At 60.4% G+C, this 23,961-nt stretch carries 24 protein-coding genes; 11 read left to right on the forward strand and 13 right to left on the reverse strand.

The annotated features are described in order from the left end of the window. Positions 1-46: 46 nt before the first annotated feature. The 3 genes from PMI21_RS20505 to PMI21_RS20495 all read left to right on the forward strand — a co-directional run bounded on the left by PMI21_RS20505 (position 47) and on the right by PMI21_RS20495 (position 3,656). Positions 47-1,069: an ABC transporter permease gene (locus PMI21_RS20505; RefSeq protein WP_007935962.1), complete on the forward strand. Its 1,023-nt coding sequence runs from the start codon at positions 47-49 to the stop codon at positions 1,067-1,069. A 326-nt stretch (positions 1,070-1,395) separates the two neighbouring features. Then, entirely contained in the window at positions 1,396-1,800 is a 405-nt protein-coding gene (locus PMI21_RS20500; protein ID WP_007935965.1) for a TraR/DksA family transcriptional regulator, read from the forward strand. Positions 1,801-2,432: 632 nt separating this feature from the next. Then, on the forward strand, positions 2,433-3,656 hold the full coding sequence (locus PMI21_RS20495) for a methyl-accepting chemotaxis protein (protein WP_443200758.1): 1,224 nt from the start codon (positions 2,433-2,435) through the stop codon (positions 3,654-3,656). A gap of 125 nt (positions 3,657-3,781) precedes the next feature. Here the strand turns inward: PMI21_RS20495 and PMI21_RS20490 are convergent, their stop codons facing one another. From PMI21_RS20490 to PMI21_RS28705, 3 genes are all read right to left on the reverse strand, one after another. Beyond that, the gene (locus tag PMI21_RS20490) at positions 3,782-4,021 is read right to left on the reverse strand and encodes a DUF2789 domain-containing protein (RefSeq protein WP_007935969.1); all 240 of its coding nucleotides are present in this window, start codon (positions 4,019-4,021) and stop codon (positions 3,782-3,784) included. A 139-nt stretch (positions 4,022-4,160) separates the two neighbouring features. Then, positions 4,161-4,391, reverse strand: a complete 231-nt coding sequence (locus PMI21_RS0127975; protein WP_033063877.1) for a hypothetical protein — start codon at positions 4,389-4,391, stop codon at positions 4,161-4,163. Between the two features lie 159 nt (positions 4,392-4,550). Further along, entirely contained in the window at positions 4,551-4,799 is a 249-nt protein-coding gene (locus PMI21_RS28705; RefSeq protein ID WP_007935972.1) for a hypothetical protein, read from the reverse strand. Positions 4,800-5,210: 411 nt separating this feature from the next. Here PMI21_RS28705 and PMI21_RS20485 point away from each other — a divergent pair, with 411 nt between their 5' ends. The 3 genes from PMI21_RS20485 to PMI21_RS20475 all read left to right on the forward strand — a co-directional run bounded on the left by PMI21_RS20485 (position 5,211) and on the right by PMI21_RS20475 (position 7,020). Continuing rightward, positions 5,211-5,681: a hypothetical protein gene (locus PMI21_RS20485; RefSeq protein ID WP_007935974.1), complete on the forward strand. Its 471-nt coding sequence runs from the start codon at positions 5,211-5,213 to the stop codon at positions 5,679-5,681. Further along, the gene (locus PMI21_RS20480) at positions 5,681-5,884 is read left to right on the forward strand and encodes a hypothetical protein (protein ID WP_007935975.1); all 204 of its coding nucleotides are present in this window, start codon (positions 5,681-5,683) and stop codon (positions 5,882-5,884) included. The genes PMI21_RS20485 and PMI21_RS20480 overlap by 1 nt, the downstream gene beginning before the upstream one ends. A 119-nt stretch (positions 5,885-6,003) precedes the next feature. Continuing rightward, positions 6,004-7,020, forward strand: a complete 1,017-nt coding sequence (locus PMI21_RS20475; protein WP_007935978.1) for an ABC transporter substrate-binding protein — start codon at positions 6,004-6,006, stop codon at positions 7,018-7,020. Positions 7,021-7,135: 115 nt separating this feature from the next. Here the strand turns inward: PMI21_RS20475 and PMI21_RS20470 are convergent, their stop codons facing one another. Then, complete coding sequence (locus PMI21_RS20470) at positions 7,136-9,283, reverse strand: TonB-dependent receptor (protein ID WP_007935980.1); 2,148 nt, start codon at positions 9,281-9,283, stop codon at positions 7,136-7,138. Positions 9,284-9,372: 89 nt separating this feature from the next. Further along, entirely contained in the window at positions 9,373-9,759 is a 387-nt protein-coding gene (locus tag PMI21_RS20465) for a DUF2946 domain-containing protein (RefSeq protein WP_033063879.1), read from the reverse strand. Between the two features lie 97 nt (positions 9,760-9,856). Between PMI21_RS20465 and PMI21_RS20460 the strand changes: the two genes are divergently transcribed. Continuing rightward, positions 9,857-10,294 carry a DUF3995 domain-containing protein gene (locus PMI21_RS20460; RefSeq protein WP_007935988.1) on the forward strand — a complete coding sequence of 146 codons (438 nt, stop codon included), beginning with the start codon at positions 9,857-9,859 and terminating at the stop codon, positions 10,292-10,294. A gap of 39 nt (positions 10,295-10,333) precedes the next feature. Here the strand turns inward: PMI21_RS20460 and PMI21_RS20455 are convergent, their stop codons facing one another. From PMI21_RS20455 to PMI21_RS20425, 7 genes are all read right to left on the reverse strand, one after another. After that, complete coding sequence (locus tag PMI21_RS20455; protein ID WP_007935990.1) at positions 10,334-10,696, reverse strand: Na+/H+ antiporter subunit G; 363 nt, start codon at positions 10,694-10,696, stop codon at positions 10,334-10,336. Then, complete coding sequence (locus PMI21_RS20450) at positions 10,693-10,971, reverse strand: K+/H+ antiporter subunit F (RefSeq protein WP_007935991.1); 279 nt, start codon at positions 10,969-10,971, stop codon at positions 10,693-10,695. The genes PMI21_RS20455 and PMI21_RS20450 overlap by 4 nt, the downstream gene beginning before the upstream one ends. Beyond that, on the reverse strand, positions 10,968-11,456 hold the full coding sequence (locus tag PMI21_RS20445) for a Na+/H+ antiporter subunit E (protein WP_007935992.1): 489 nt from the start codon (positions 11,454-11,456) through the stop codon (positions 10,968-10,970). Before PMI21_RS20445 ends, PMI21_RS20450 begins: the two co-directional genes overlap by 4 nt. Next, entirely contained in the window at positions 11,453-13,138 is a 1,686-nt protein-coding gene (locus PMI21_RS20440) for a monovalent cation/H+ antiporter subunit D (RefSeq protein ID WP_007935993.1), read from the reverse strand. The genes PMI21_RS20445 and PMI21_RS20440 overlap by 4 nt, the downstream gene beginning before the upstream one ends. Next, on the reverse strand, positions 13,135-13,479 hold the full coding sequence (locus PMI21_RS20435; protein ID WP_007935994.1) for a Na+/H+ antiporter subunit C: 345 nt from the start codon (positions 13,477-13,479) through the stop codon (positions 13,135-13,137). Before PMI21_RS20435 ends, PMI21_RS20440 begins: the two co-directional genes overlap by 4 nt. After that, positions 13,479-16,409, reverse strand: coding sequence for a monovalent cation/H+ antiporter subunit A (locus PMI21_RS20430; RefSeq protein WP_007935995.1), 2,931 nt, complete (start codon positions 16,407-16,409; stop codon positions 13,479-13,481). Before PMI21_RS20430 ends, PMI21_RS20435 begins: the two co-directional genes overlap by 1 nt. Positions 16,410-16,651: 242 nt before the next feature. Further along, a complete protein-coding gene (locus tag PMI21_RS20425; RefSeq protein ID WP_007935997.1) occupies positions 16,652-17,659 on the reverse strand; it encodes a DMT family transporter in 1,008 nt (335 codons plus the stop codon). Positions 17,660-17,674: 15 nt separating this feature from the next. Here PMI21_RS20425 and PMI21_RS20420 point away from each other — a divergent pair, with 15 nt between their 5' ends. Then, complete coding sequence (locus PMI21_RS20420; protein WP_007935998.1) at positions 17,675-18,238, forward strand: helix-turn-helix domain-containing protein; 564 nt, start codon at positions 17,675-17,677, stop codon at positions 18,236-18,238. A gap of 282 nt (positions 18,239-18,520) precedes the next feature. Beyond that, positions 18,521-19,963, forward strand: coding sequence for an FAD/NAD(P)-binding protein (locus tag PMI21_RS20415; protein WP_007935999.1), 1,443 nt, complete (start codon positions 18,521-18,523; stop codon positions 19,961-19,963). Between the two features lie 138 nt (positions 19,964-20,101). On the opposite strand, the gene ppnN is transcribed toward PMI21_RS20415, so the two are convergent. Continuing rightward, on the reverse strand, positions 20,102-21,475 hold the full coding sequence (ppnN, locus tag PMI21_RS20410; RefSeq protein ID WP_007936000.1) for a nucleotide 5'-monophosphate nucleosidase PpnN: 1,374 nt from the start codon (positions 21,473-21,475) through the stop codon (positions 20,102-20,104). A gap of 228 nt (positions 21,476-21,703) precedes the next feature. Between ppnN and PMI21_RS20405 the strand changes: the two genes are divergently transcribed. Together PMI21_RS20405 and PMI21_RS20400 are read left to right on the forward strand one after the other, a co-directional pair. After that, positions 21,704-22,231, forward strand: a complete 528-nt coding sequence (locus PMI21_RS20405) for a DUF3087 domain-containing protein (RefSeq protein ID WP_033063881.1) — start codon at positions 21,704-21,706, stop codon at positions 22,229-22,231. 150 nt (positions 22,232-22,381) lie between these two features. Then, on the forward strand, positions 22,382-23,959 hold the full coding sequence (locus PMI21_RS20400; RefSeq protein ID WP_007936002.1) for a sensor domain-containing diguanylate cyclase: 1,578 nt from the start codon (positions 22,382-22,384) through the stop codon (positions 23,957-23,959). The last annotated feature ends 2 nt before the right edge of the window (positions 23,960-23,961 follow it).

Consider the following 23,961-nt stretch of genomic DNA (forward strand, 5'->3'; position numbering starts at 1 on the left):
GGTGGCCATGGCTGCCGCCGATGACGCAATAGAAGGGTGAGTGGTTATGAACGCGATACTGGAAAACAAGCCTGCAATGGCACCGGTCAAGAGTCGCCGGCGCTTTCCGACCGAGTTGAGTATCTTCCTGGTGTTGATCGGCATCGGCCTGGTCTTCGAGTTGTTCGGCTGGATCGTGCGGGACCAGAGCTTCCTGATGAACTCTCAGCGTCTGGTGCTGATGATTCTGCAAGTGTCGATTATCGGCCTGCTGGCAATCGGGGTGACTCAAGTCATCATCACCACCGGTATCGACCTGTCCTCCGGTTCGGTGCTGGCGCTGTCGGCGATGATTGCCGCCAGCCTGGCCCAGACCTCGGACTTTGCCCGGGCGGTGTTTCCGTCCCTGACCGACTTGCCGGTGTGGATTCCAGTGATCGCCGGGCTTGGGGTGGGATTGCTGGCGGGGGCGATCAACGGCAGCATCATTGCGATCACCGGGATTCCACCGTTCATTGCCACCCTCGGCATGATGGTCTCGGCGCGCGGCCTGGCGCGCTACTACACCGAAGGTCAGCCGGTAAGCATGCTCTCGGATTCCTACACGGCCATCGGACATGGCGCGATGCCGGTGATCATCTTTCTGGTGGTGGCGGTGATCTTCCACATTGCCCTGCGCTACACCAAGTACGGCAAATACACCTACGCCATCGGCGGCAACATGCAGGCGGCGCGCACCTCCGGGATCAACGTCAAGCGCCATCTGGTGATCGTCTACAGCATCGCCGGGCTGCTTGCAGGCCTGGCCGGGGTGGTGGCGTCGGCACGGGCCGCGACCGGGCAGGCCGGGATGGGCATGTCTTATGAACTGGACGCGATTGCCGCGGCAGTCATCGGCGGCACCAGCCTGGCCGGTGGCGTAGGGCGCATCACCGGCACCGTGATCGGCGCATTGATTCTCGGGGTCATGGCCAGCGGCTTTACCTTTGTGGGTGTTGACGCTTATATTCAAGACATTATCAAGGGGCTGATTATTGTGGTGGCGGTGGTCATCGACCAGTACCGCAACAAGCGCAAACTCAAGCGCTGAGCCACACGAAAGGTGAAAATGCGCCACGCCTGACCCGCGTGGCGCAGCCGTTTGTCTTCTATATACAGCCGCTGGACTGAATTTCTTGCTATAAACGCACTCCGATAAGCGCCTCAAAGCTTGCCATAGAGCACTTTCAGGGCTTTGTCGGACAGATTTGCAGTCTTTTCAGTTGCTGAGGCCTCAAGTCGGCCTTAGACTGCCGCCCCTCGTAAATTGAGTGCCGGGTGGCGCTTGGAATAAACGGCGCCGTTCCATTGACCGCGCAAGGTTCAACGGGACGCTCCCTAATTCGCCTTAATGCACGTTTTTTTATAGAGATATCAATGACAAAGGACAAGTTGCTGGCCATGCCGGCGGATGACTACATGAATGCCGAGCAACATGCTTTTTTCTCTGAGCTGTTGCAGAACATGAAAGTCGAAACCCATGAGCGCATCGAACAGAATCGCATCGCCATCGAGAGCCTGGACACTCCGGCCGATCCGGCTGACGCGGCTTCCGTCGAAGAAGAGCGCACCTGGCTGGTGAACGCGATCGATCGCGACCAGCGCATGCTGCCTCAGTTGGAACAGGCCCTGGAACGCATCAAGGAAGACAGCTTCGGCTGGTGCGATGACAGCGGCGAGCCAATCGGCCTCAAGCGCCTGCTGATCAGCCCGACCACCAAGTACTGCATCGAAGCTCAAGAACGTCACGAGCAGATCGACAAGCACCAGCGTCAGGCCTGATTCTGTGAGGCAGCCAGCTAATAACTGGCTGCCTTGAAAAGATCGCAGCCTTCGGCAGCTCCTACAGGTTTATGTGAACCCATGCAGGAGCTGCCTAAGGCTGCGATCTTTGCTTTTCGACGTCTATGAAAATACCCGTGCACTTCTATTGATCTGCTGCAACCCCCCACTACTAACGGACCATAGATAATGGCCTTGTGGTGGCGTTTAATGCGGATACAACAATTAGAAGATGCTTGGGGTGACAAACGATGACGCGAGACGGGTCTCTGGCTGGGGCGGTGCCCGCAGCTGTACTTTTGCCGAAAAACCTGTGGCTCACGCCGACCCTGCAAAGCATCGCCCTGATGCTCTTGCTGTGCGGCATGGCATTGGCCGGCTGGTCGCTTTACCTTGGCCTGCCATTGGCCGTGCTGATTATCTGGCTGCCGCGCCTGCGTTCGCGCACGCTGCCGGAGGCAACCCCGGCTGACAACGCCAGCGCCATCGCCGGTTTGACTCGCGATCTTTCCTACACCACCAGTCATAACGCCTTGTCGGCCGCCGGCGTGGCCTTTTCGGTCAAGCAACTGGCCGACAAACTGCAATCGCAACTCGACGCCGCGGCGCAGATTGTCAGCAGCGCTGAAGTGATGATCGCTACCGAACACGCTACGTCGACGCTCAGCCGGGAAGCCTTGAGCGCGGCCAGCGAAGCTCATCAGAGCAGCGCGGCAGGGCGCACGGAACTGGTCGAGTCCATTGCGCGCATGCATCAGCTCAGTCAGCGTGCCAGCAGCAGCCGCGAGTTGATCGAAGCCCTGAGCCTGCGCAGCGACGATATCCAGCGGGTCACGCTGGTGATCCAGTCCATCGCCAGCCAGACCAATCTGTTGGCGTTGAACGCAGCCATCGAAGCGGCGCGGGCCGGGGAGCACGGTCGCGGGTTTGCGGTGGTGGCCGATGAGGTCCGTGGCCTGGCCGCGCGCACGGCGACGGCGACCGGCGAAGTCGGAGAGATGGTCGCCGATATTCAGCAGCGCACGGCACAAGTGGTGGAGCAGATTCGTCAACTGGCCAGCGACCTCAATACCGGCGTTGCGCAGGTCGAGCACACGGGGCAGCACCTGGAAAACATCGCGCGCCTGGCCGCCGGTGTTGAAAGGCAGGTCGGGGAAATCGCTCAGGGCGCGGACACCAATCGTGAACAACTCGACAGTCTGTTCCACGCCATCGAACAAATGCGCGGCGACCTGGCGATCAGTGACCAGCAAACCCAGCGCCTGGCCCAGGCGGCGGTGCAAATGGAAGGGCGGGCCGAAACCATCAGCGAACGCCTCGCCGAAGTCGGGCTGGATGACTATCACCAGCGGATTTACGACCTGGCCCGCGAAGGGGCGAGTCAGATTGCGGCGCGTTTCGAGGCGGATATAGACCAGGGCCGGATCAGCCTCGACGACCTGTTTGATCGCAATTACCAGACGATCCCCAACACCAGCCCGGCCAAATACCAGACCCGCTTCGACCGTTACACCGATCAGGTCTTGCCGGCGATTCAGGAACCGTTGCTGCCGCGTCACGAAGGCCTGGTGTTCGCCATCGCCTGCACGCAGCAGGGGTATGTGCCGACCCACAACACTGTGTTCAGCCAGCCGCTGACCGGCGACGTACAGGTCGATACACTGCAAAACCGCACCAAGCGCAAGTTCGCCGACCGCACCGGGATTCGCTGTGGCAGCCATCAGCAGGCCGTACTGTTGCAGACCTACACCCGCGATACCGGTGAACTGATGCACGACCTTTCGGTGCCAATCATGCTCAAGGGCCGGCATTGGGGTGGTTTGCGCCTGGGTTACAAACCGCAAAGTCCTCGCTGAGGCCGCTCTCCCTGTAGGAGCTGTCGAGTGCAACGAGGCTGCGATCTTTTGATGTTGCTTTTAAAAGCGAAGATCAAAAGATCGCAGCCTCGTTGCACTCGATAGCTCCTACAGAGGAATGCGGGCTAGTGGGTTTGGTGCATGCGCAGGTTCAGGTCGTCGACCACGTGCGCCCAATCGGCGTCTTCACGCAGTTGTTCCTTGAGGAAGCGGGCTTGTTGCGGGGTCCAGAACTCGGCATCGATGAGTTTCTGGTTATTGAGCAACGGTGAATGAAGGGCAATGAAATCGTCGATGGCTTTTTCGCTGGAGTCCAGGCCGAGCTGGTCGAACAAGCCTTTCAAGTCATGTGTGGGTGAATCCATCTTCATCTCCTTGCAGATAATCAGTCGTCTCGGGTGCGAGGTCTGAGGTGCGGCTTCATTGCATCTGAGGGCGCCGCGCGCCAGGGAGTTCGATAACGATGTTCAAAGCAGGGATGAGCATAGACTGCAAACCCGATGATCAGGCCTTCAACGCACCGTCATCGACGGCAAGCTTCAGGGCTTTGGCGGATTCCTGGGCAGCAATGGCCGCGACATCCGCGGTCTTGAACCAGCGATCCTTTTCGACCTGGTGATACGCCACCGTGGTCAACGGCGGTTTGGCGCGCATGATAATGACTGCCTGGAATTCGCCGTCGACCTCTCTGGCTTCGCCCCGGATAAAAAATTCACCGATATCAAATTCCGTCACGTAGCAGTCTTCCCTTTGAAATATTATGTTGTATTGAGCGCCGTCCACCCTGGGGACGGGTTTCATGGGGCGGGTAGTATGGCAGCAGTTGCCTGCCGGCGGCTGAGTTAAGTCGCCGGCGTGACGAAACGTCTATAGAAGTGAATGCCGCAGGGTGCGTCAGTTGCGCGACTCAAGCGAGCGGGCAAGGGCGCAGGCTTCGTTATGGTCGGCGCGGAAACCTCTGACACGTCCGGTGGATATTTCCTTGATATGGAAAAAGGCGTTACCGGCCAATACCACCTGAAAACGCGGGAGCAGATGCGCCTCAGGGAGGAAATCCTGTTGACGGATTACCATCGACTGCAGAAGTGACGAGCCGTTTGTGTGGTGTGTGTGAGGCTGGGCGAAGTGAGTCAGTGTGCACATATGAAGTCCTTTTCGTGGTTTTACCGACGTGTGTACGTTGTTTTGGGTAGTCTCGGTGAGCATGGCTGCTCTAGAATCGCCGTCACTGGTTGGCGATTGCTGCCCATCTAAAGCAATTTTTTTCTGGCGATATGTCGGAAAAGTGCTTTTTTTAAAGAGATTTTTCCCTAAAGTTGGTAGTCCGGTTTTCTCTGGCCGTTAGAAGGGCGTTTTCCTTCAACATCTGACGACCGCCAGGCAAGACGACGCGGGGGATGTTCCAGTAATCTTCCCAAACCTCGCGATGGATGAGCCCTCTGCTCGTTCCAGGATTTCGACCCGGGTCATGTGGCTACACCTCGGCATTGCCGCTTTTTTCTGCTGTGCGCGTTTCCTGCGCGCGGCATCATTTTCAGATGTGGGGATGTTTCCTTGGCAGTAAGTAATCTCGATATGCATGCTTTGTTCGTACTGGGTGATTTGCGCGCAAAGCTGGTTAAACAGTTTCAGTCACGTTTCGTCTACATCACCGAACAGAACGCTGAAGGCATTTACATTGCCGAGATCGACACCGAAGCCGCGCTGGTGGTAGACGACAAGCCCGGGCTGAAACTCAAGGTCGGCGATCATTTCAGCGCTTCCGTATTGCCCAGCCGCGAAGGCGGCAAACTGGACATCAAGTTCCGCGAAATCAAATTGACGGTGTACGGGCTGGGGGATTACGCGTTCGTGACCACCGCAGACGGCCACGGCATTGTGTTCAAGGAAGGTCATGGCGTGGTGATGGTGTTTGCGGCCCACCAACAATTGCAGGAAGGCCTGACCAAGACCCTGAAAGCCGTGACTGCCAAAGCCGCCAAGTGGCGCAAGGGCGAACTGGTGACCTTCAAGGCCAGCGAGTAATGACCCAGACCCGCGCCGATTTCCACGAACAGAACCAGGCCAGTGCACACGCCGAGGCCCAGCGCCTGTTGGCTGAAAAGGCCGTTCTGCAGGGAGCCTGGCTGAGTTGGGTAGCGTCACAGATTTATATGTTGCGCCCGGCGGCGTACGCCAGCATGGTCAGAAGAGAGCTTGCGCGCTTGCAGGAACCTTCCGAAAAATAATCCTCGCCCCTCGAAAGCAGAAACCTCTACTACAGTCAGTTGACTGAGTATTCAGAGGCTTGTGGTCTTCTTTTTCAGGCCATCCTGCTATTGCTGTGAACAGCACGAGGTGCAAGAGCATGAAGGGATTTCGACGGTTACTGGCCACTACCCTGGCCACGTTCGGCTTGTTGGTTTCACCTGTTCCGTTATTCGCCGCCCAGGCGCCGATCCATTTCGCCGACCTGAACTGGGAAAGCGGCAGTCTGATCACCGAGACCCTGCGGATCATCGTCGAGAAGGGCTATGGCTTGCCGACCGATACCTTGCCGGGGACGACCATTACCCTGGAAACCGCCTTGGCCAACAATGACATTCAGGTCATCGGCGAAGAGTGGGCGGGCCGTAGTCCGGTCTGGGTCAAGGCTGAGGCCGAGGGCAAAGTCGCGAGCCTGGGCGATACGGTCAAGGGCGCCACCGAGGGCTGGTGGGTGCCGGAATACGTGATCAAGGGCGACCCGGCCAAGGGCATCAAGCCGCTGGCGCCGGGGCTGCGCAGTGTCAGTGATCTGCCGCGCTACAAGGATGTGTTCAAAGACCCGGAAACCCCGAGCAAGGGGCGCTTCTTGAACAGCCCGATCGGCTGGACGTCGGAGGTGGTTAACAAGCAGAAGCTCAAGGCCTATGGGCTGGACGACAGCTACGTGAACTTTCGCAGTGGTTCGGGGGCGGCGCTGGACGCAGAGATCAGTTCGTCGATTCGTCGCGGCAAACCAGTCCTGTTCTATTACTGGTCACCGACGCCATTGCTCGGCCGTTTCAAGCTGATTCAACTGCAAGAGCCGCCATTCGACGCCGAAGCCTGGAAAACCCTGACCGAGGCCGACAACCCCAATCCGAAACCGACTCGCTCACTGCCCTCGAAGCTGTCCATCGGTGTGTCCGCGCCGTTCCAGAAACAGTACCCGCAGCTCACCGCGTTTTTCAGCAAGGTCGATTTACCGATCGAAACGTTGAACAAGGCCCTGGCGGACATGAGTGAAAAACACACCCCGCCACGTCAAGCGGCCGAGGCGTTCATGAAGGCGAACCCGCAGGTTTGGCAGGCCTGGGTGCCCAAGGATGTGGCGGATAAAGTCGCTGCTGAGCTGAAATGAACAGCTCTGATGCACATAGATCCCGTAGGAGCTGGTGAAGCCTGCGATCTCTTGATCTTGCCTTTAGAAACGTCAAAGGATCGCAGGCTTCGCCAGCTCCTACGGGGGGTGGGGGTTAGAATCGTGTCTGCACCGCCAATTCAAATGTGCGCGGTGTACCGAGGTAATACGCCGGCGACACATGGGCGAATTCGGCATACACCTCGTTGGTCAGGTTGCGTACCCGGCCGGTGACGGTGGTGTGCCGGTCGACCTTGTAGCTGAGGAACGAGCCATAAAGCGTGTACGACGGCACGGTCATAGTGTTCGCACTGTCGGCAAACACCGACGCCACATAACGCGCATCGACGCCTCCTTGCCATTGCGGTGCAAAGTCATAGGTCAACCACAGATTGCCGACCCGGTCCGGCACGTTGGTCGGTGTATTGCCCTTGCGGGACACCACCACGCCTGCGGCATTCTTCTCGGTGAACTCGTCGTACTGTGCATCGACCCAGGCAAAGTTGCCCTCGGCCAACAGCTTGTCGGTGATCCTGAAGGAACTGGCCAGCTCGATACCGTTGGATGTCTGCTGACCGACCGGAATGCTCGTGGTCGGGTCCAGTGGATCGGTCACCGCGAAATCCTTGCGCTCGATGGTGTAAGCCGCCACCGTCGCCGAGCCGCGACCGTCCAGGTAATCGAACTTGCTGCCGACCTCCCATTGCTTGCCGGTGGACACATCAAAGTCCTGGGTGCCATTGGGCTGCTCGGCGGCGGTGCTGTATTGAACGTAGGCATTGGCTGTCGGAATGAACTGGTAGGTCAGGCCGACCCGGCCGGTCACCGGTTCCCAGCTGCGCTTGAGGTGCCGTGGGTTGCTGGCGGTCACGGTGCGGTGGTTAGTCACGTCCAGTTCGATGTCGTCATAACGCAGGCCCGTCAGTAACGACAGCTTGTCGGTCAGCGCCAGACGGTTTTCGACGAACAAGGCTTTGGTGGTGACTTCGTTGGTCTTGTCGCTGATAAAGCCCGGTTTGGTGCCCGGAATGTCGTAAAAGTGCCCCGGCTGAAAGTTGTTCGGGTCGACGGTGCTGGTGCCTTTGACGTTCAGCGGCGAGTTGGTGGTCTGGTTGACCTTGTACTCGAAACCGCCGGACCAGGTGGTGTCCAGGCCCAACAGGGTGTTGTCGTGGCGCAATTCGAACTGGTTGCCGTTCTGCTCACCCTGATGCCGCACCTGATAGGCGGTGGAACGGTTCACCGCGCGGTTGTCGGCGCTGTACTGGTAGGTTTCCAGGTTGCGGTAATCGCGCTGGCTGTCGAGGTGGTAAAGGGTGTTGCGCAAGGTGGTGCTGTCGTTGATCCGGTAGTCGATGATCGAACGAACCCAGATCGTCCGTTGCTCGTAGCGACCATCCTCGACGTTGTAGTTGTTGAAGCGGTTGTGCTTGTCGATTTTCAGTTCGCCGGCCTTGGGGTTGAGCACCGGCGTGCCCCAGTAGGGGCTGTCTTCGTGTTCGTCCTGATATTCCAGAGCCAGGGTGTGTGACAGGTTTGGTGTCAGGTCGCTGAGTAATGAAAACGCCACGCTCCAGGCATCGCGTTCCTGGCGGTCGATGTAGCCGTTGCTGGTGTTGTGGCTGACGTCGAGTCGTGCGTAGTGCTGCACGTCCGCGCCTGCCTCGCTCAGGGCGTGGTTGAGGCCGAACGCGGTTTCGGTGGTGTCGTAGCTGCCGTAGCTGACCCGACCTTCGACGGCTTGCTCCTCACGCGTGGCCAGTTTGGTCACGTAATTCAATGAGCCGCCGACGGAACCGGCGCCATTGATCAGCGACGATGGGCCGCCCAGCAGTTCCACTCGATCATAAATCCAGGCATCCACCGGCCGCGCCAGACCGCCAGCCACATTGATGCCGTTGAACATCTGGGTGATCTGGCTGCTGGTAAAACCACGATACGAGACAAAACCGCCGAAGCCGGGCGGTGCGCTGGCACTCACCCCGGGCAGGGTATTGGCGGCGTCCTGGAAGTTCTGCGCGCCATGGCGTTCGATGTCGTTGCGATTGGCAATGGCCACCGAGGCCGGGGTTTCGCGCACGCTCAGGCCGAGCCGCGAAGCCATGCCGCTGGATTGGTCCAGGCTCAAGGCTGGCTGAACTTCTTGTTCGCCGTCGATGGTGATTGGCGCGAGCTCTACGGTGGATTGCGCCCAGGCGTTAACAGACAGGCAGGCGAACAGGCTGGCCAGCAAAGGGCTCGCCAGTAAAAGAGCATGTTTCATCGATAAATCCTGAATTCTTGGCTAGGAAACAGCGCACAGGCAAACGCCACGCGTTGGCGCGGTGGGCTGATCGGAACAGGCAAGGAAACTCAGGCGAAAGGCGGTGCGCGGGGGTTGGCCGATGGCCAGATGAAGCGGGCAGGGAGGTCAGCGTTGGCGATGTTTGCCAAGGGTGGACTATGCTGCTGCGGCAGGATTGCCAGCGTCAGGCTTGAATTGAGCGTCGGGCCCATGTCGCCGGTGGAACACAGCGGGCAAGCGAACGCCTTGGACAGGGTGGGCAGTTGCTCTTCGGAGGAGTTCGGGGAGACCGGTGCCTGGGTCGCAGGGTCAACCGCACAGAATTGGCCGCCGATGCCGTTGAGCTGCATCCCGATCATTTGCCCGTGACCGATACTGCAGGCAAGCACGTTGAACAGGACGCAGCAATAAAGCATCCAGGCCATCAATGTGCGATCAGTTCGGGCGAATTTCATGGGGCGGCACTTTACCACCGCCGATGACCAATGCCCTTACAAAAACGGGCAAGGAAGTTTATTTTTTTCCGCAACATTTCACACAGGATGTCTGAACATGAGCCTTTTGGTCGCGCAATGGATGGCTGCAATCTTTCTGGTCATCAGCCTGATCCACCTGTATTGGGCGGCGGGTGGCAAGTGGGGTAGCGAGGCGGTGGTGCCGAGAGTACCCGGGGAGGGCGGTGAGGCATCAAGGCCGGCGTTCAAGCCATCGGGCTTTGGCACGCTGCTGGTGGCGGTGGGGTTGCTGCTGATTGCGATGCTGGTGTGCTTGCGGGTCGGGCTGTATCTGCCTACGGTGCATCACTGGTCGTTGCAATGGGTGATCAGCGCGATTGCGCTGCTGATGTTCGCTAGAGCGATCGGCGATTCGAATCTGGTGGGGTTCTTCAAGCAGGTCAAGGATTCGAAATTTGCCCGGCTGGATACTTGGGCGTATTCGCCATTGTGCGTGGTGTTGGGGGCTGGATTGTTGGCAGTGGCCTGGATTTGAAAAGCTTCGAGGCCCTGCCAACCAACACAATTCCCTGAACTAGCTCCCGGTTTCCGTGCGCCGGCTACTCACCTCCGCCGGCACATCATCCCCCGCCATGCGCTTGCGAAACAGCGCCGCCCGGGCCAGCAGCAGCGTGGTTACCGGCACGGTGATCGACAGCAGAATCGGAATCAGCCAGGCATGCAGCACCGGCCCCGACTTGAGCGCCGAAAAGTAAATGATCGAAGCCAGTGCCACACACCACGCGCCCAATGTCGAGGCCAGTGCCGGCGGGTGCATGCGCTGGAAGTAATCCTTCATCCGCAGCAGCCCGACCGCGCCGATCAGCGCAAACAGACTGCTGAGCACCAGCAGAATCGCCACCGGAATTTCCACCCACAGAGACAGTTCAGCGCTCATTCAATCACCTCGCCGCGCAACAGGAATTTGGCCAGGGCAAACGAGCCGACGAAGCCGAACAGCGCGATCAGCAGCGCCGCCTCGAAGTAAGTGTCACTGGCATAACGAATGCCCAGCGCGAGCATCATCAGCATGGCGATGATGTACAGGTAATCCAGGGCCAGAACCCGATCCTGGGCCGACGGGCCCTTGAACAGGCGGATCAGGGTCAGAATCATCGCCAGCGAAAAGATGAACAGGCTCAGCAGGATTGCGTTCGACAGCAATTCGCTCATTCGAAGATCTCCATCAAGGGGCGCTCGTAAGTCGTCTTGAAGTGCTGGATGAATGGGCCTTCGTCATCCAGATCGAAGACGTGCAGCAACAGAATGCTGCGATCCAGCGCCAGTTCCGACCAGACCGTGCCGGGAATCACCGTGCAGATGATCGACAGCGCCGCCAGACCGTTGGCATCGCGCAAGTCCAGCGGCACCTTGATGAACCGCGAGCGAGGCGCGCGCCGCCCGGCATTGAGCACGCCCCAGGCCACGGCGAGGTTGGACACCAGCACATCGCGCCCAACCAGCAAGAACAAACGCAAAATCACCCCGGGGCGACGAATGCGGATCGGCAATGGTCGCAACTTGCGCATCATCAGCGGAGCGCAGAAGCCCAATACCGCGCCCAACAGCAAATTGCCAGGGCTCATCGACAGGTTCAACACCAGCCACAGCAGCCACAGGGACAACGACAACCACGGTGCAGGAAACAGACGCTTCATGGCTGCACCTCCACCAGTACCGCCCTGGCTTCGGGACTCGGCACCGCACGGGTGCCCAGCACCGCCATCACGTATTGCTGCGGGTTATTCAATGCTTGAGCGGCGGCCTGGGTGTAGCGCAGCAGCGGTTCAGCCTTGAACGTCAGCGCGATGCTCAGCCCCAGCAGCACGATGATCGGCACGCATTCCAGGCGGCGCAGCAAGGGCGACGGTCGCTCTTGCGGGGTCCAGAAACGCTGGATGCCCAAACGTGAGAAAGCGATCAATGAGGCCAATCCGGACAGGATCAACAACGCCAACAAACCCCATGCGCCGTTCGATACCGGCTCGTCGCTGCCATGACCCAGGCCCAGCGGGTTGAGCAGGGCGCTGAGCAGGCTGAGTTTGCCGATAAACCCGGAGAGCGGCGGCATGCCGATGATCAATAAAGCGCAGGCGATGAAGCTCAGGCCGAGGAAGGCCATGGTCCAGGGAATCACCTGACCGACCACGGCTTTCTGGTCGTCATCGAGGTTGAAGCCTTTGGGTGGCTGCAAGGATTCCAGGGGCCGTGGGAGCAGCTCGCCGTCATCATCCAGCGGCATTTCATTGGCCGAACGCGAACGCTCGATCAACTCCGCCAGCAGGAACAGTGCGCTCAACGCCAGGGTCGAGCTGACCAGATAGAACAGCGCCGCGCCGATCAGGTTCGGCTGGGCGAAACCGATGGCCGACAACAAAATGCCTGCCGACACCAGAATGCTCAGGCTGGCCATGCGCTCCAGGCGTTGCGCGGCGAGGATCGCCACGGCGGCGCAGACGATGGTCGCCATGCCGCCGTAGATCAGCCAGTCGCCACCGAAGTACGCGGAGGCCCCGGCCTGGCCGGAGAACAGCAGCGTCCACAGGCGCAGCAAGGTGTAGACGCCGACCTTGGTCATGATCGCGAACATCGCCGCCACCGGCGCGCTGGCCGCGGAATAGGCCGGCACCAGCCAGAAGTTCAGCGGCCACATGCCGGCCTTGGCCAGGAACGCCACCGCCAGAATCGCCGCGCCGGCATGCAGCAGGCCGCGATCGGCTTCCGGCACCAGAGGGATTTTCAGCGCCAGGTCGGCCATGTTCAGCGTACCGGTAACGCCGTAGATCAGCGCCGAGCCAATCAGGAACAGCGACGAGGCCAGCAGGTTGATCGAGATGTAATGCAGCCCCGACGACACCCGCGGCCGGCCCGAGCCATGAAGCATCAGCCCGTAAGAGGCTGCCAGCAGCACTTCGAAAAACACGAACAGGTTGAACAGGTCCGCCGTGAGGAAGGCGCCGTACAGACCCATCAACTGAATCTGGAACAGTGCGTGGAAACTCGAACCGGCGCCGTCCCAGCGGGCCATGGCGAACAGCAGGGCGCTGACACCGATGATCCCGGTCAGCACCAGCATCAGCGCCGACAGGCGATCGACCACCAGCACGATGCCGAACGGCGCCTGCCAGTTGCCCGGCAGGTACACGCCGATGGAGCCAGGCACGCCGGTGGCCTGCGTCCATTGCAGCAACATCACGGCAATGCCCAGCCCCAACAGGCTGGAGAACAGGTTGATTTTGGCCTTCAGCGGGCGGTGTTTCTCGCCCAGCATCAGCATCACGGCGGCGGTCAGCAGCGGCAGCAGGATCGGCGCGACAATCAGGTGGGTCATCGCCATCATTCTTTAGGCTCCCGGCCATCCACATGGTCGGTGCCGGTCAGGCCCCGGGAGGCGAGCAGCACCACCAGGAACAGCGCGGTCATGGCGAAGCTGATGACGATTGCGGTCAGCACCAGCGCCTGCGGCAGCGGGTCGGTGTAGTGCAGCAAATCCTGAGGCACGCCGTCCTTGATGTTCGGCTCCTTGCCGATGAACAGGCTGCCCATGCTGAAGATGAACAGGTTGACGCCATAGGACAGCAGGCACAGGCCCATGACCACCTGGAACGTCCGTGGCCGCAGGATCAGCCATACGCCGGACGCGGCCAGCACACCGATGGCGATTGCGATGACTTCTTCCATCAGATGGCTCCTTGGGTGACAACGGCTTTGGCCGCGGGCCTGATTTGCGCGCTGGTTTTATGACCGCGTACCGATTGGTGGGCGAGGGCGGTGAGGATCAACAGTGTCGAACCGACCACCACGGCGTACACGCCAATGTCGAAGAACAGCGCGCTGGCGATATGAATATCCCCCAGCAGTGGCAGTTCGAAATGCCAGGTGTGGGTGGTCAGGAACGGATACCCGACCGCCATTGCCCCGAGCCCGGTGACGGTGGCGAACAGCAACCCGGTGCCCATCCAGCGCAACGGGCGCAGGCTCATTTGCGCCTCGACCCACTGGGTGCCGGCGACCATGTATTGCAGGATGAACGCCACTGACATCACCAGCCCGGCGACGAAACCGCCACCCGGTTGGTTGTGCCCGCGCAGGAACAGATAGAAGGAGATCACCAGGGCGATCGGCAACAGCAGGCGCACCAGCACCGCGGGCACCATCATGAAACCGAGCGCGGTGTCGCTGGCGTGACGCGGGTTGACCAGGTCGGTGACCACATCGGGTGCCAGCAAGCGCTGTTGGGCTGGCAATTGCAGGCTTTCTTTTGGCGGGCGGAAGCGTCGCAGCAGGGCGAACACCGCCAGGGCCACCGCCACCAGCACGGTGATTTCACCGAGGGTGTCGAAGCCACGGAAATCCACCAGCATTACGTTGACCACGTTGCTGCCGCCGCCTTCGGGCTGGGCACGACTGAGGTAGAACGAGGAAATGTCGTTGGGCGTCTGGCGGGTCAGCATCGCGTAGGACAACAGCGCCATGCCGCCACCGACCGCGGTCGACAGCAGCAAGTCACGAACCCGCCGCACCCGCGCCTTGCGCAGGCTGCTCGGCAACGGCGACACCTCTTCGATCCGTCGCGGCAACCAGCGCAGGCCGAGCAGGATCAGCACCGTGGTCACCACTTCGACCACCAGTTGCGTCAGGGCCAGGTCCGGCGCCGAGAACCAGACGAAGGTCACGCAGGTCATCAGGCCGCAGACGCTGACCATGGTCAGGGCCGCGAGCCGGTGATACTTGGCTTGCCAGGCCGCGCCAAGGGCACAGGCAATCGCCAGCAGCCAGAGGATCACGAACACGATCGAGCCCGGAATTTTCGCCCGGTCGCCCCAGCTCAGGCTGCTGTGCAGCATCGGGATCAACCCGGCCAGCACCGCAGCGAGCACCACCAGGAACAGTTGGGTTTGCAGGCGCCGGGTGCTGATCCGCCGTTCCAGGCGACGGGCCAGACGCATCATGACCACCAGGCTGCGCTCGAACAGGCGCTTGCCGTTGAAGCGGTTGATCACCGGCGGGTGCATGAAGCGCCCGCGCTTGAGCTGATTGCGCAGCAACAGGTAAAGCACGATGCCGCCGGACATGGCGATCAGGCTCATGATCATCGGTGCGTTCCAGCCGTGCCAGATGGCCAGGCTGTACTCGGGCAACGTGCCGCCCACCACTGGCAATGCCGCCGCCGCGAGCAGCGAGCTGACCACTTGCGCCGGAAAAATCCCCACCACCAGACAGGTAAACACCAGCAACTCCACCGGCGCGCGCATCCAGCGCGGCGGCTCGTGTGGAGTGTGCGGCAGGTCGGTGGCGGTCGGGCCGAAGAACACGTCGACGGTGAAACGCAGGGAGTAGGCCACGCTGAACGTCCCGGCGATGGTCGCGACGATCGGCAAGGTCATCTCGATCCAGGCCGTGGCATTGATGAACACGGTTTCGGCGAAGAACATCTCTTTCGACAGGAAACCGTTGAGCAGTGGCACGCCGGCCATGGAGGCACTGGCGACCATGGCCAGGGTGGCGGTGAACGGGATCAGTTTGACCAGGCCGCTGAGTTTGCGAATGTCCCGGGTGCCGCTTTCGTGGTCGATGATCCCGGCGGCCATGAACAGCGAGGCCTTGAACGTGGCGTGGTTGAGAATGTGGAACACCGCGGCCACGGCAGCCAGCGGACTGTTCAGGCCGAGCAGCAGGGTGATCAGGCCCAGGTGGCTGATGGTCGAGTAGGCCAGCAGGCCTTTGAGGTCGTTCTGGAACATCGCGCAGTAAGCGCCGAGCAACAGGGTGCAGGCCCCGGCCCCGCTGACGATGTAGAACCATTCTTCACTGCCGGACAGCGACGGCCACAGACGCGCGAGCAGGAACACTCCGGCCTTGACCATGGTCGCCGAGTGCAGATAGGCCGAGACCGGTGTCGGTGCCGCCATCGCGTGGGGGAGCCAGAAGTGGAAGGGGAATTGCGCGCTTTTGCTCAAGGCGCCGATCAGGATCAGGGGCAGCAGAATAGGGTAGAGGGCATGCGCGCGAATCAGATCGCCGGCGGCCAGGACCTTGTCCAGGTCATAGCTGCCGACCACATGGCCGAGCAGCATGACCCCCGCCAGCAAACACAAACCGCCCGCGCCGGTAACCATCAATGCCATGTAGGCACCCCGTCGCGCATCGGCACGGTGGTGCCAGTAGCCGATCAACAGGAACGAGAAGAGGCTGGTCAGCTCCCAGAAAAACACGATCTGGATCAGGTTGCCGGAGATCACCAATCCCAGCATGGCGCCCATGAACGCCAGGAAAAACGCAAAGAAGCGCGGCACCGGATCGTCCGGTGACATGTAATAGCGGGCGTACAACGAAACCAGCGTGCCGATGCCCAGCACCAGCATCGAGAACAACCAGGCGAAACCGTCCATGCGCAGCACGAAGTTCAGGCCCAGGCTGGGGAGCCAGAAGAACTCTTCACGGATTACGCCGCCATGGGCGATTTGCGGGTACAAGAGGGCGACCTGGACGGTGCCGATCAAGGCAACCAGGCCAGCCAACAGCGATTCGGTATTACGCGCGTTGTGCGGCAGCAAGGCTGCCAGACAGCTGCCAATAAAAGGCAGAAGCAGTAGAACTATCAGGGACATAGGCTTCTAATCTGCGGAAGTTTGTGAAGCATCATACGTGCCAGCTCCCCGATCACCAAACGCCAAGCTGTCGCAGAATCCTACAAGGTAGACGGAAAAAACCTGTTTATCATTGTTTCAAAGGAGATGGGGTATCGATCGTTCCCACGCTCTGCGTGGGAATGCAGCCCGGGACGCTCCGCGTCCCAAGAGCAGACGCAGAGCGTCCGTTGAGGCATTCCCACGCGGGAGCGTGGGAACGATCAGTGCTCGGCTTCGCGATCCAGATCGTCCTCAACCACAAGAACCGCCTTACCCTTGGTCTTCAACTCGCTGACAATCACCGCCGCCACAATCAATCCCGCCCCAACCAGCGCAATCGCCGGCAAGCGTTCCCCGGCAATCCGCCCGACAATCCCGGCCCACACCGGCTCACCGGCATAAATCAACGTCGCCCGGGTCGGCGAAACACTTTTCTGCGCCCAGTTCATCGCCACCTGAATCGCCGCGCTCGCTGCGCCCAGGCCCAACGCGCTGCACAACAGCAACCATGAAAAGTCCGGAATCCTTTCCTGAGTTGGCACCACCATCAAAAACGACAGCACCGAGGTCACCGCCAGTTGCACCACCGTCACCCGGCGCACGTCGACCTGGCCGGCATAGGTGCTGATCAGAATGATTTCCGCGGCAATCGCCACGGCACTGATCAATGTGGCGATTTCACCGGAGCTGAAATTGAACGAAGCGCCGGAAGGCCCCGACAGCAACATCAACCCGGTAAAGGCCAGCATGATCCCGATGCTCGGCATCAACCCCGGACGACGCCCCAGCACCAGCCATTGCAGCAGCGGTACGAACGGCACATACAGCGCGGTAATAAACGCCGACTGACTACTGGGAATGCTCTGCAAACCCACGGTCTGTAGGCCGTAGCCGAGCATGATCGCTACGCCGATAAACGCCCCGGCCTTGAGTTCGAACAGCGTCAGTTCGCGCAGATGACGCCAGGAGAACAAGGCAACAATGCTCGCCGCCGCAGCAAAACGCAGGCCGACGAAAAACATCGGCCCGCTGACGGTCATCGCGTGTTGCACCAGCAAAAAGGTCCCGCCCCAGACCATGGTAATCAGCACCAGCACGCACTCGGCCTTGCTGAACCGGGAGAAACGGGGGGAAGTATGAGAAGCGTTCATTGACGTCATGACCTTGCGCGCCATCTGAGGGAGACGCACAATGCGCCCGAAGTTGGGCAGTATACTGCGCAACGCCATCCAGTGAGCAATATAGTGCACAAAGATTCCACCCGACGGGCTTCGGTCCTCCAGCACGTCAGCCTGAACGTGCGACGTCTGCGCCACGCCGCCGACATGAGCCAGAGCGCCCTGGCCGAAAAGTCCGGGGTCAGCCGCCGGATGCTGGTGGCCATCGAGGCTGGCGAGAAGAACGTCAGCCTGACCACCCTGGACCGCGTGGCCGAAGCGCTGGACGTGGCCTTCAGCGACCTGATCCAGGCCCCGGATGCCCGCGACCCCAGTCGCATCAATGAGTTGGCCTGGGCCGGCACGATCCCGGGCAGTAAAGCGGTGCTGCTGGCCAAAGCCACCGCCACCCGCGAAGTCGAACTGTGGGAATGGCGGCTTGAACCGGGCGAGCATTACCCCTCGGAGCCGGATGCCGAAGGCTACAGCGAACAGCTTTATGTATTCGAAGGTTGCCTGACCCTGATGCTCAGCGGTCAGCCGCAGAAAATCGCTGCCGGCGAGTTCTTTATGTTTGCCAGTCATCAGCCGCATTCCTATCGCAATGATGGGGACGTGGCGGTGCGGTTTGTGCGTAATGTGGTGATTTGACTGTTTACCGGCTAACACTGGATAAACACTTTGCTGTTTTAAAGCTGCAAGTGTTTCTTGAATAATTATCCAACTTGTTGAAATAAAAGAAAATTATATTCAAGTGCGGCTCCTGAAAAACAGTGGGGATGGCATCGAGACGTGCAGGTGGGCTTCCTGATGGCCGAGCAAAATATTAACGTGACACTCAAGTACGCTTCACAGGCTAGCGTCCGGTGAGTGACTGACACGGGGCGATCCGCACGACTTCTATTCAGGTAAACATTGATCAGTGAGAACGCCATGACTGAGACCCCACGCGCACAGGCGAGCGACGCCATCCGCCACGCGGACATCCTGATCATCGGCGGCGGCCTCAGCGGTGCGATGCTGGCGGCGCAGTTGTTGCGGTTGCCCGGTCAGCGCCGGGTTCTGGTGATCGAGCCGCGAGCAGAACTGGGCCGTGGCGAAGCCTATAGCGCGGTGGAGCTGGGCCATACGCTCAACGGCAACGCGGCGCGGATGAGCGTCGACCCGGACAACGCCGATGACCTGACCCAATGGCTGACCGAACACATCGCCGCCGGTGGCTGGCCGGAGTCGGATCAGCAGCATGTGCCCATTAGTGAACTGTTTCCGCCGCGCGGGCTGTTCGGCGTCTATGTGCAGCAGCGTCTGGCCGAAGCGCAGGTGGTGGGCGCGTTGAAGGGGTCGAGTGTCGAGCATGTGCGGGCCGAAGTGGTGGACCTGCAGACCTTTGCCGACTCTGTGCAACTGATCTTGAACGATGGCCAGCGTCTGCAAGGCGCATTCGCGGTGCTCGCTACCGGAATGTTCCCCGCCGCCCGCACACCACAAACCGAATCCAGCGGTTTGAACGCCGCTGCACTCGACCCGTGGGATGTCGCCGCCATGCGTCAACTCGATCCGCAGTCGACGGTGCTGATCATCGGCTCGGGCCTGACCATGGTCGACGCCGTGGTGTCGCTGGAGCAGGCCGGGCATCGCGGGCCGATCGAAGTGTTCTCCCGGCATGGTTTGCTGCCGCATGTGCGCCGACAACCGCCGGCGTGGGTGGATTTTCTCGCCGAGGATCACAGCATTCGCACACCGCGTCAGCTGGTGCGCGAACTGCGCCGGCATTGCCGCGATGCCATCGCTCAAGGCATCGACTGGCAAGCGCCGCTGGACACGGTACGGGCGCATATCGGGCGGTTGTGGAGTCAGGCGACGGATCGGCAACGCCGGCAATTTGTGCGGCATGTGCGGCCGTGGTGGGAAAGCCATCACCATCGCTCGCCGCCGTTGAGTGCCGAGTTGGTGGCGCGCTTGCACGGGGAAGGGCGGTTGCGGATTCAGGCGGCGTCGTTCAAGGGGCTTGAGTCTGCGTCGAACGGTGAGGTCAGTATCCGCATTCGTCGTCGTGGCGAGGCGCAAACCTGCGTGGTGCATGGCGCGGCGCTGATCAACTCCAGCGGCATCGAATACGACTGGCGCCGGGTGGCGCGGCCGTTGCCGCAGCAGTTACTCGCACGCGGGCTGGTGCGTCCGGGACCATTGGCGTTGGGCATTGCCGCGACGGTGGATGGCGCGGTACTCAGCGCCGACGGGCAGGTCGCCAGCCGTTTGTTCGCCATGGGCCCACCGTTGCGCGGGATGTGGTGGGAGAGCACGGCGGTGACCGATGTGGCGAGCCAGGCCAAGTTTCTTGCTGCGCGGTTGGCAAGTATTTATCCGGTGGTTTGAGGGTGTTGACCGATCGTTCCCACGCTCTGCGTGGGAATGCCTCAGCGGACGCTCCGCGTTCGGTTCTGGAAGGGACGCGGAGCGTCCCGGGCTGCATTCCCACGCAGAGCGTGGGAACGATCAACAAACTCTGTGGAATCAAGCCACCACCTGGTAGCACGGCACATACGCCGCGCCGCCCGGCAGTTTCATCCGGTGCTGGGCGACGAAGGCTTTGAGCAAGAGGTCCAGCGGCTGCATGACTGCGGCATCGCCACGGATCTGGTACGGCCCGTGTTCTTCGATCAGGCGGATACCCTTGTCCTTGACGTTGCCGGCGACGATGCCGGAGAACGCACGGCGCAGGTTGGCGGCCAGTTCGTGGGACGGCAGGTTGCGGCTCAGTTGCAGGTTGGCCATGTTGGCGTGGGTCGGGTCGAACGGGCGCTGGAAGCCTTCGTCGATCTTCAGCAGCCAGTTGAAGTGGAACGCGTCGTTGCGCTCGCGGCGGAACTGCTTGACCGCTTTGAGGCCCTGAGTCATCTGCCGCGCTACTTCAGCCGGGTCGTCGATGATGATCTCGTAGTGCTGCTGCGCTTCTTCACCGAGGGTTGCACCGACGAAGGCGTGCAGTTGCTCCAGATACGGCGCGGCACTTTTCGGCCCGGTGAGGACCACCGGGAACGGCAGGTCCTGGTTGTCCGGGTGCATCAGGATGCCGAGCAGGTACAGGAACTCTTCGGCCGTGCCCGCGCCACCCGGGAAAATGATGATGCCGTGGCCAACCCGTACGAACGCTTCCAGGCGTTTCTCGATGTCCGGCAGGATCACCAGTTCGTTGACGATCGGGTTCGGCGCTTCGGCGGCGATGATCCCAGGTTCGGTCAAGCCAAGGTAACGGCCGCCGTGGATGCGTTGCTTGGCATGGGCGATGGTCGCGCCTTTCATCGGGCCTTTCATCACGCCAGGGCCGCAACCGGTGCAGATGTCCAGGCTGCGCAGGCCGAGTTCGTGGCCGACTTTCTTGGTGTATTTGTATTCTTCGGTGTTGATCGAGTGGCCGCCCCAGCACACCACGATTTTCGGCTCGACACCGGGGCGCAGGGTGCGGGCGTTGCGCAGCAGGTGGAAGACGTAGTCGCTGATGCCCTGGGAGGTGCTCAGGTCGATGCTCAAGGCGTCGAGTTCGTTTTCGGTGTAGACGATGTCGCGCAGGGCGCTGAAGAGCATTTCGCGGGTGCTGGCAATCATTTCGCCATCGACGAAAGCGTCGGCCGGGGCGTTCAGCAGTTCCAGGCGTACGCCACGATCTTGCTGGTGAATGCGGATTTCGAAGTCTTTATAGGCTTCCAGAATGGTCTTGGCGTTATCAACGTGGGCGCCGGTATTGAGGATGGCCAGGGCGCACTGGCGGAAGAGGGTGTAGGTGATACCGGATGAGGCTTCGCTCAGTTGCTGTACTTCACGCTGGGAGAGCGTTTCCAGGCTGCCTTTAGGGCTGACCGAGGCGTTGATTACATGTCGTTGGGTCATTCAATGATCCTTAAAACGATGTCACCCGCCGGCAACGGCGCATGGCATCCGAATAGTGTGTATCCATGATGAAGATGGCACGAACTGCGCTGTATCGCCATGCTCCCGTTTGACGATGAAAAGATGAAAAGGAGCTCCAGCATAGCTAAATCCTTCGGGGAGGCGATAATGCCTCGCAGTCTTTTTGTCACAGCGCCTTTTACCATCGATGCAAGGAACCCCGTCGCGATGTTCGAAATCCAGCCAATGAATGCCGAAACCTATCGAAGCCAGACGCGGCGCAGCACGGTGATCATCGCCCTGATGTTCCTGGCGCTGGCGATGGTGCTGTCGACGGCGGCGGTGACGTTGTTCGGTGAACCCGGCGGCGACAATCTGCGGTTCAACGTGGGCGGGGTGTTTGCCGCGTTGTTGCTGACGGTGGCGCTGATGCGCGGCAAGTTCTGGAGCCAGGAATGGATGGCGCCAGCGGTTTACGGTTGGCAGCTCAAGCGCAGCCTGATGAGCGTCACCAACGTCATGCACCAGGTGACGGCGGCGGTGGAGCAGGGTGATCCGGGCGCCATGAAGCTGCTGCGCTTTTATCATTTGGGGCTGAGCCAGATGCACCAGTTGGACGGCAACTCCAGCGACCATGGTCAACTGACCCGTGAGATGGATCAGCACGCGGCGCGGATGCAAGCGCTGGGCATCGATACTGAGCAGACACAATTGAATCCGGCCTGGATCGATGCCGTGAAGCAGAGGGCGCTGTAACAGGCGGGCATGATTTCGATGAGCGATTTCGCATAAATCACCTATCGTATCGGTGTCGGGTTGTAATGGTTTGAGCGCCGGTCACGGCTGGCTGGCGCTAAAAGGGCGAACGGGAAAAGTCGCCATGTCATAAGGGATTCAGGGAGCGTTATGGGGCATCCATCCGTCAAAGATCGTATTGAACACACCCGGTTCGCCACGCCTTGGGTGCCCGAGCCGGTTGAGTCAACGCTCAAGGTTCGATACGCAGTTTCCCTGCTCATTGCGGTGTGCCTGTCTTTGTTGGCCATTGTGATCGGGGAAAGCTGGAACTCGCGTCAGTACCATCTGCGTGAGAGCGAAGTAGCGATGTCCAACCTGGCGCAAACCCTGGCCTCGCAGGCGCAGGCATCGATCAAACAGGCCGACACGCTGCTGTTTGCCCTGGTGGACCGCCTCGAAATCGACGGCATGCAACCGGAAAAACTTCCCCGACTGCAACGCTTGCTCCAGGCCCAACGCAGTGAACTGGCGCAGATCCATGGGCTGTTCGTGTTCGACGAAGAAGGACGCTGGCTCGCCAACGCCATTAACGTCATACCGCCCAATGCCAATAATTCCGATCGTGAATATTTCATCTACCACCGTGATCATCCCGACCGCGGTCCTCATATCGGTCCGTCGATAAAAAGTCGCTCGACCGGTGAGTGGATCATGACCGTGTCACGCCGGATCAATCACGCTGATGGCCGGTTTGCCGGCGTGGTGGTGGCTTCGATCTACCTCAAGCATTTCCTGGATTTGTACAACAGTATCGACATGGGCAATAACGGGGTGATCAACCTGATCGCCGATGACGCCACCATCGTCGTTCGGCGCCCGTTCAACGAAGCCGATATCGGTACCAGCGTCGCCAAAGGACCGCTGTTTACCCAACTGTTGCCCAAGGGCGATTCCGGTACGGCAACGGTGAGGTCTTATGTGGATGGGGTGGTGCGGGTCGTGGGGTTTCGGCGGGTCGAGGGGTATCCGCTTGTCGTGTTTGCCGCGCTCGACAAGGATGAGGTCCTGGCCAGTTGGCGGCAGGAGTCGATATTCAGTGCGGGTATCGTCCTGTTGCTGCTGGGGTTTCTGGGGGCTCTCGGTTATCGCCTGATCCGCCTCATGAAGCAGCAGAATCATATTCAGAACAATCTGCTGGAGACTCAGGACAAACTCATTGAGGTCAACCGCAGCCTCGAGTTGCTGGCGCTGGAGGATGCACTGACCGGGCTTTCCAACCGGCGTCAATTCGACCTGTTCATTCTCGCGGAAATGGGCCGCGCCAGGCGTAGCCAGACCCATCTTGCGCTGCTGATGATCGATGTCGACCACTTCAAGAGCTTCAATGACCACTACGGTCATTTGGCGGGCGATGAGTGTTTGCGCAGAATCAGCGCGATCATCACCGAAAACATCAAGCGCCCCGGCGATCTCGCGGCCCGCTTCGGTGGTGAGGAGTTCACGGTGGTGCTGCCCGCCACCGATTATGTGGGGGCATTTCTGGTGGCGGAAAATATCCGCCGTGCGGTTCAGCAGGCCGACATCAAACACGTTGGAGGCGTAGAAGGCGTGGTCACGGTCAGCCTGGGTGTCTGCGCCTACGCCCCGGCCTCGCAAGCCCAGCCCGACGACATCGTCGGTGCCGCGGACAAGGCGCTGTATGTGGCCAAGGCCAGTGGCCGGAACATGAGTGTTATCGCCAACTGAGT

Origin of the sequence: Pseudomonas sp. GM18 (assembly GCF_000282195.1) — a bacterium.
In the GTDB taxonomy this organism is placed as follows: domain Bacteria; phylum Pseudomonadota; class Gammaproteobacteria; order Pseudomonadales; family Pseudomonadaceae; genus Aquipseudomonas.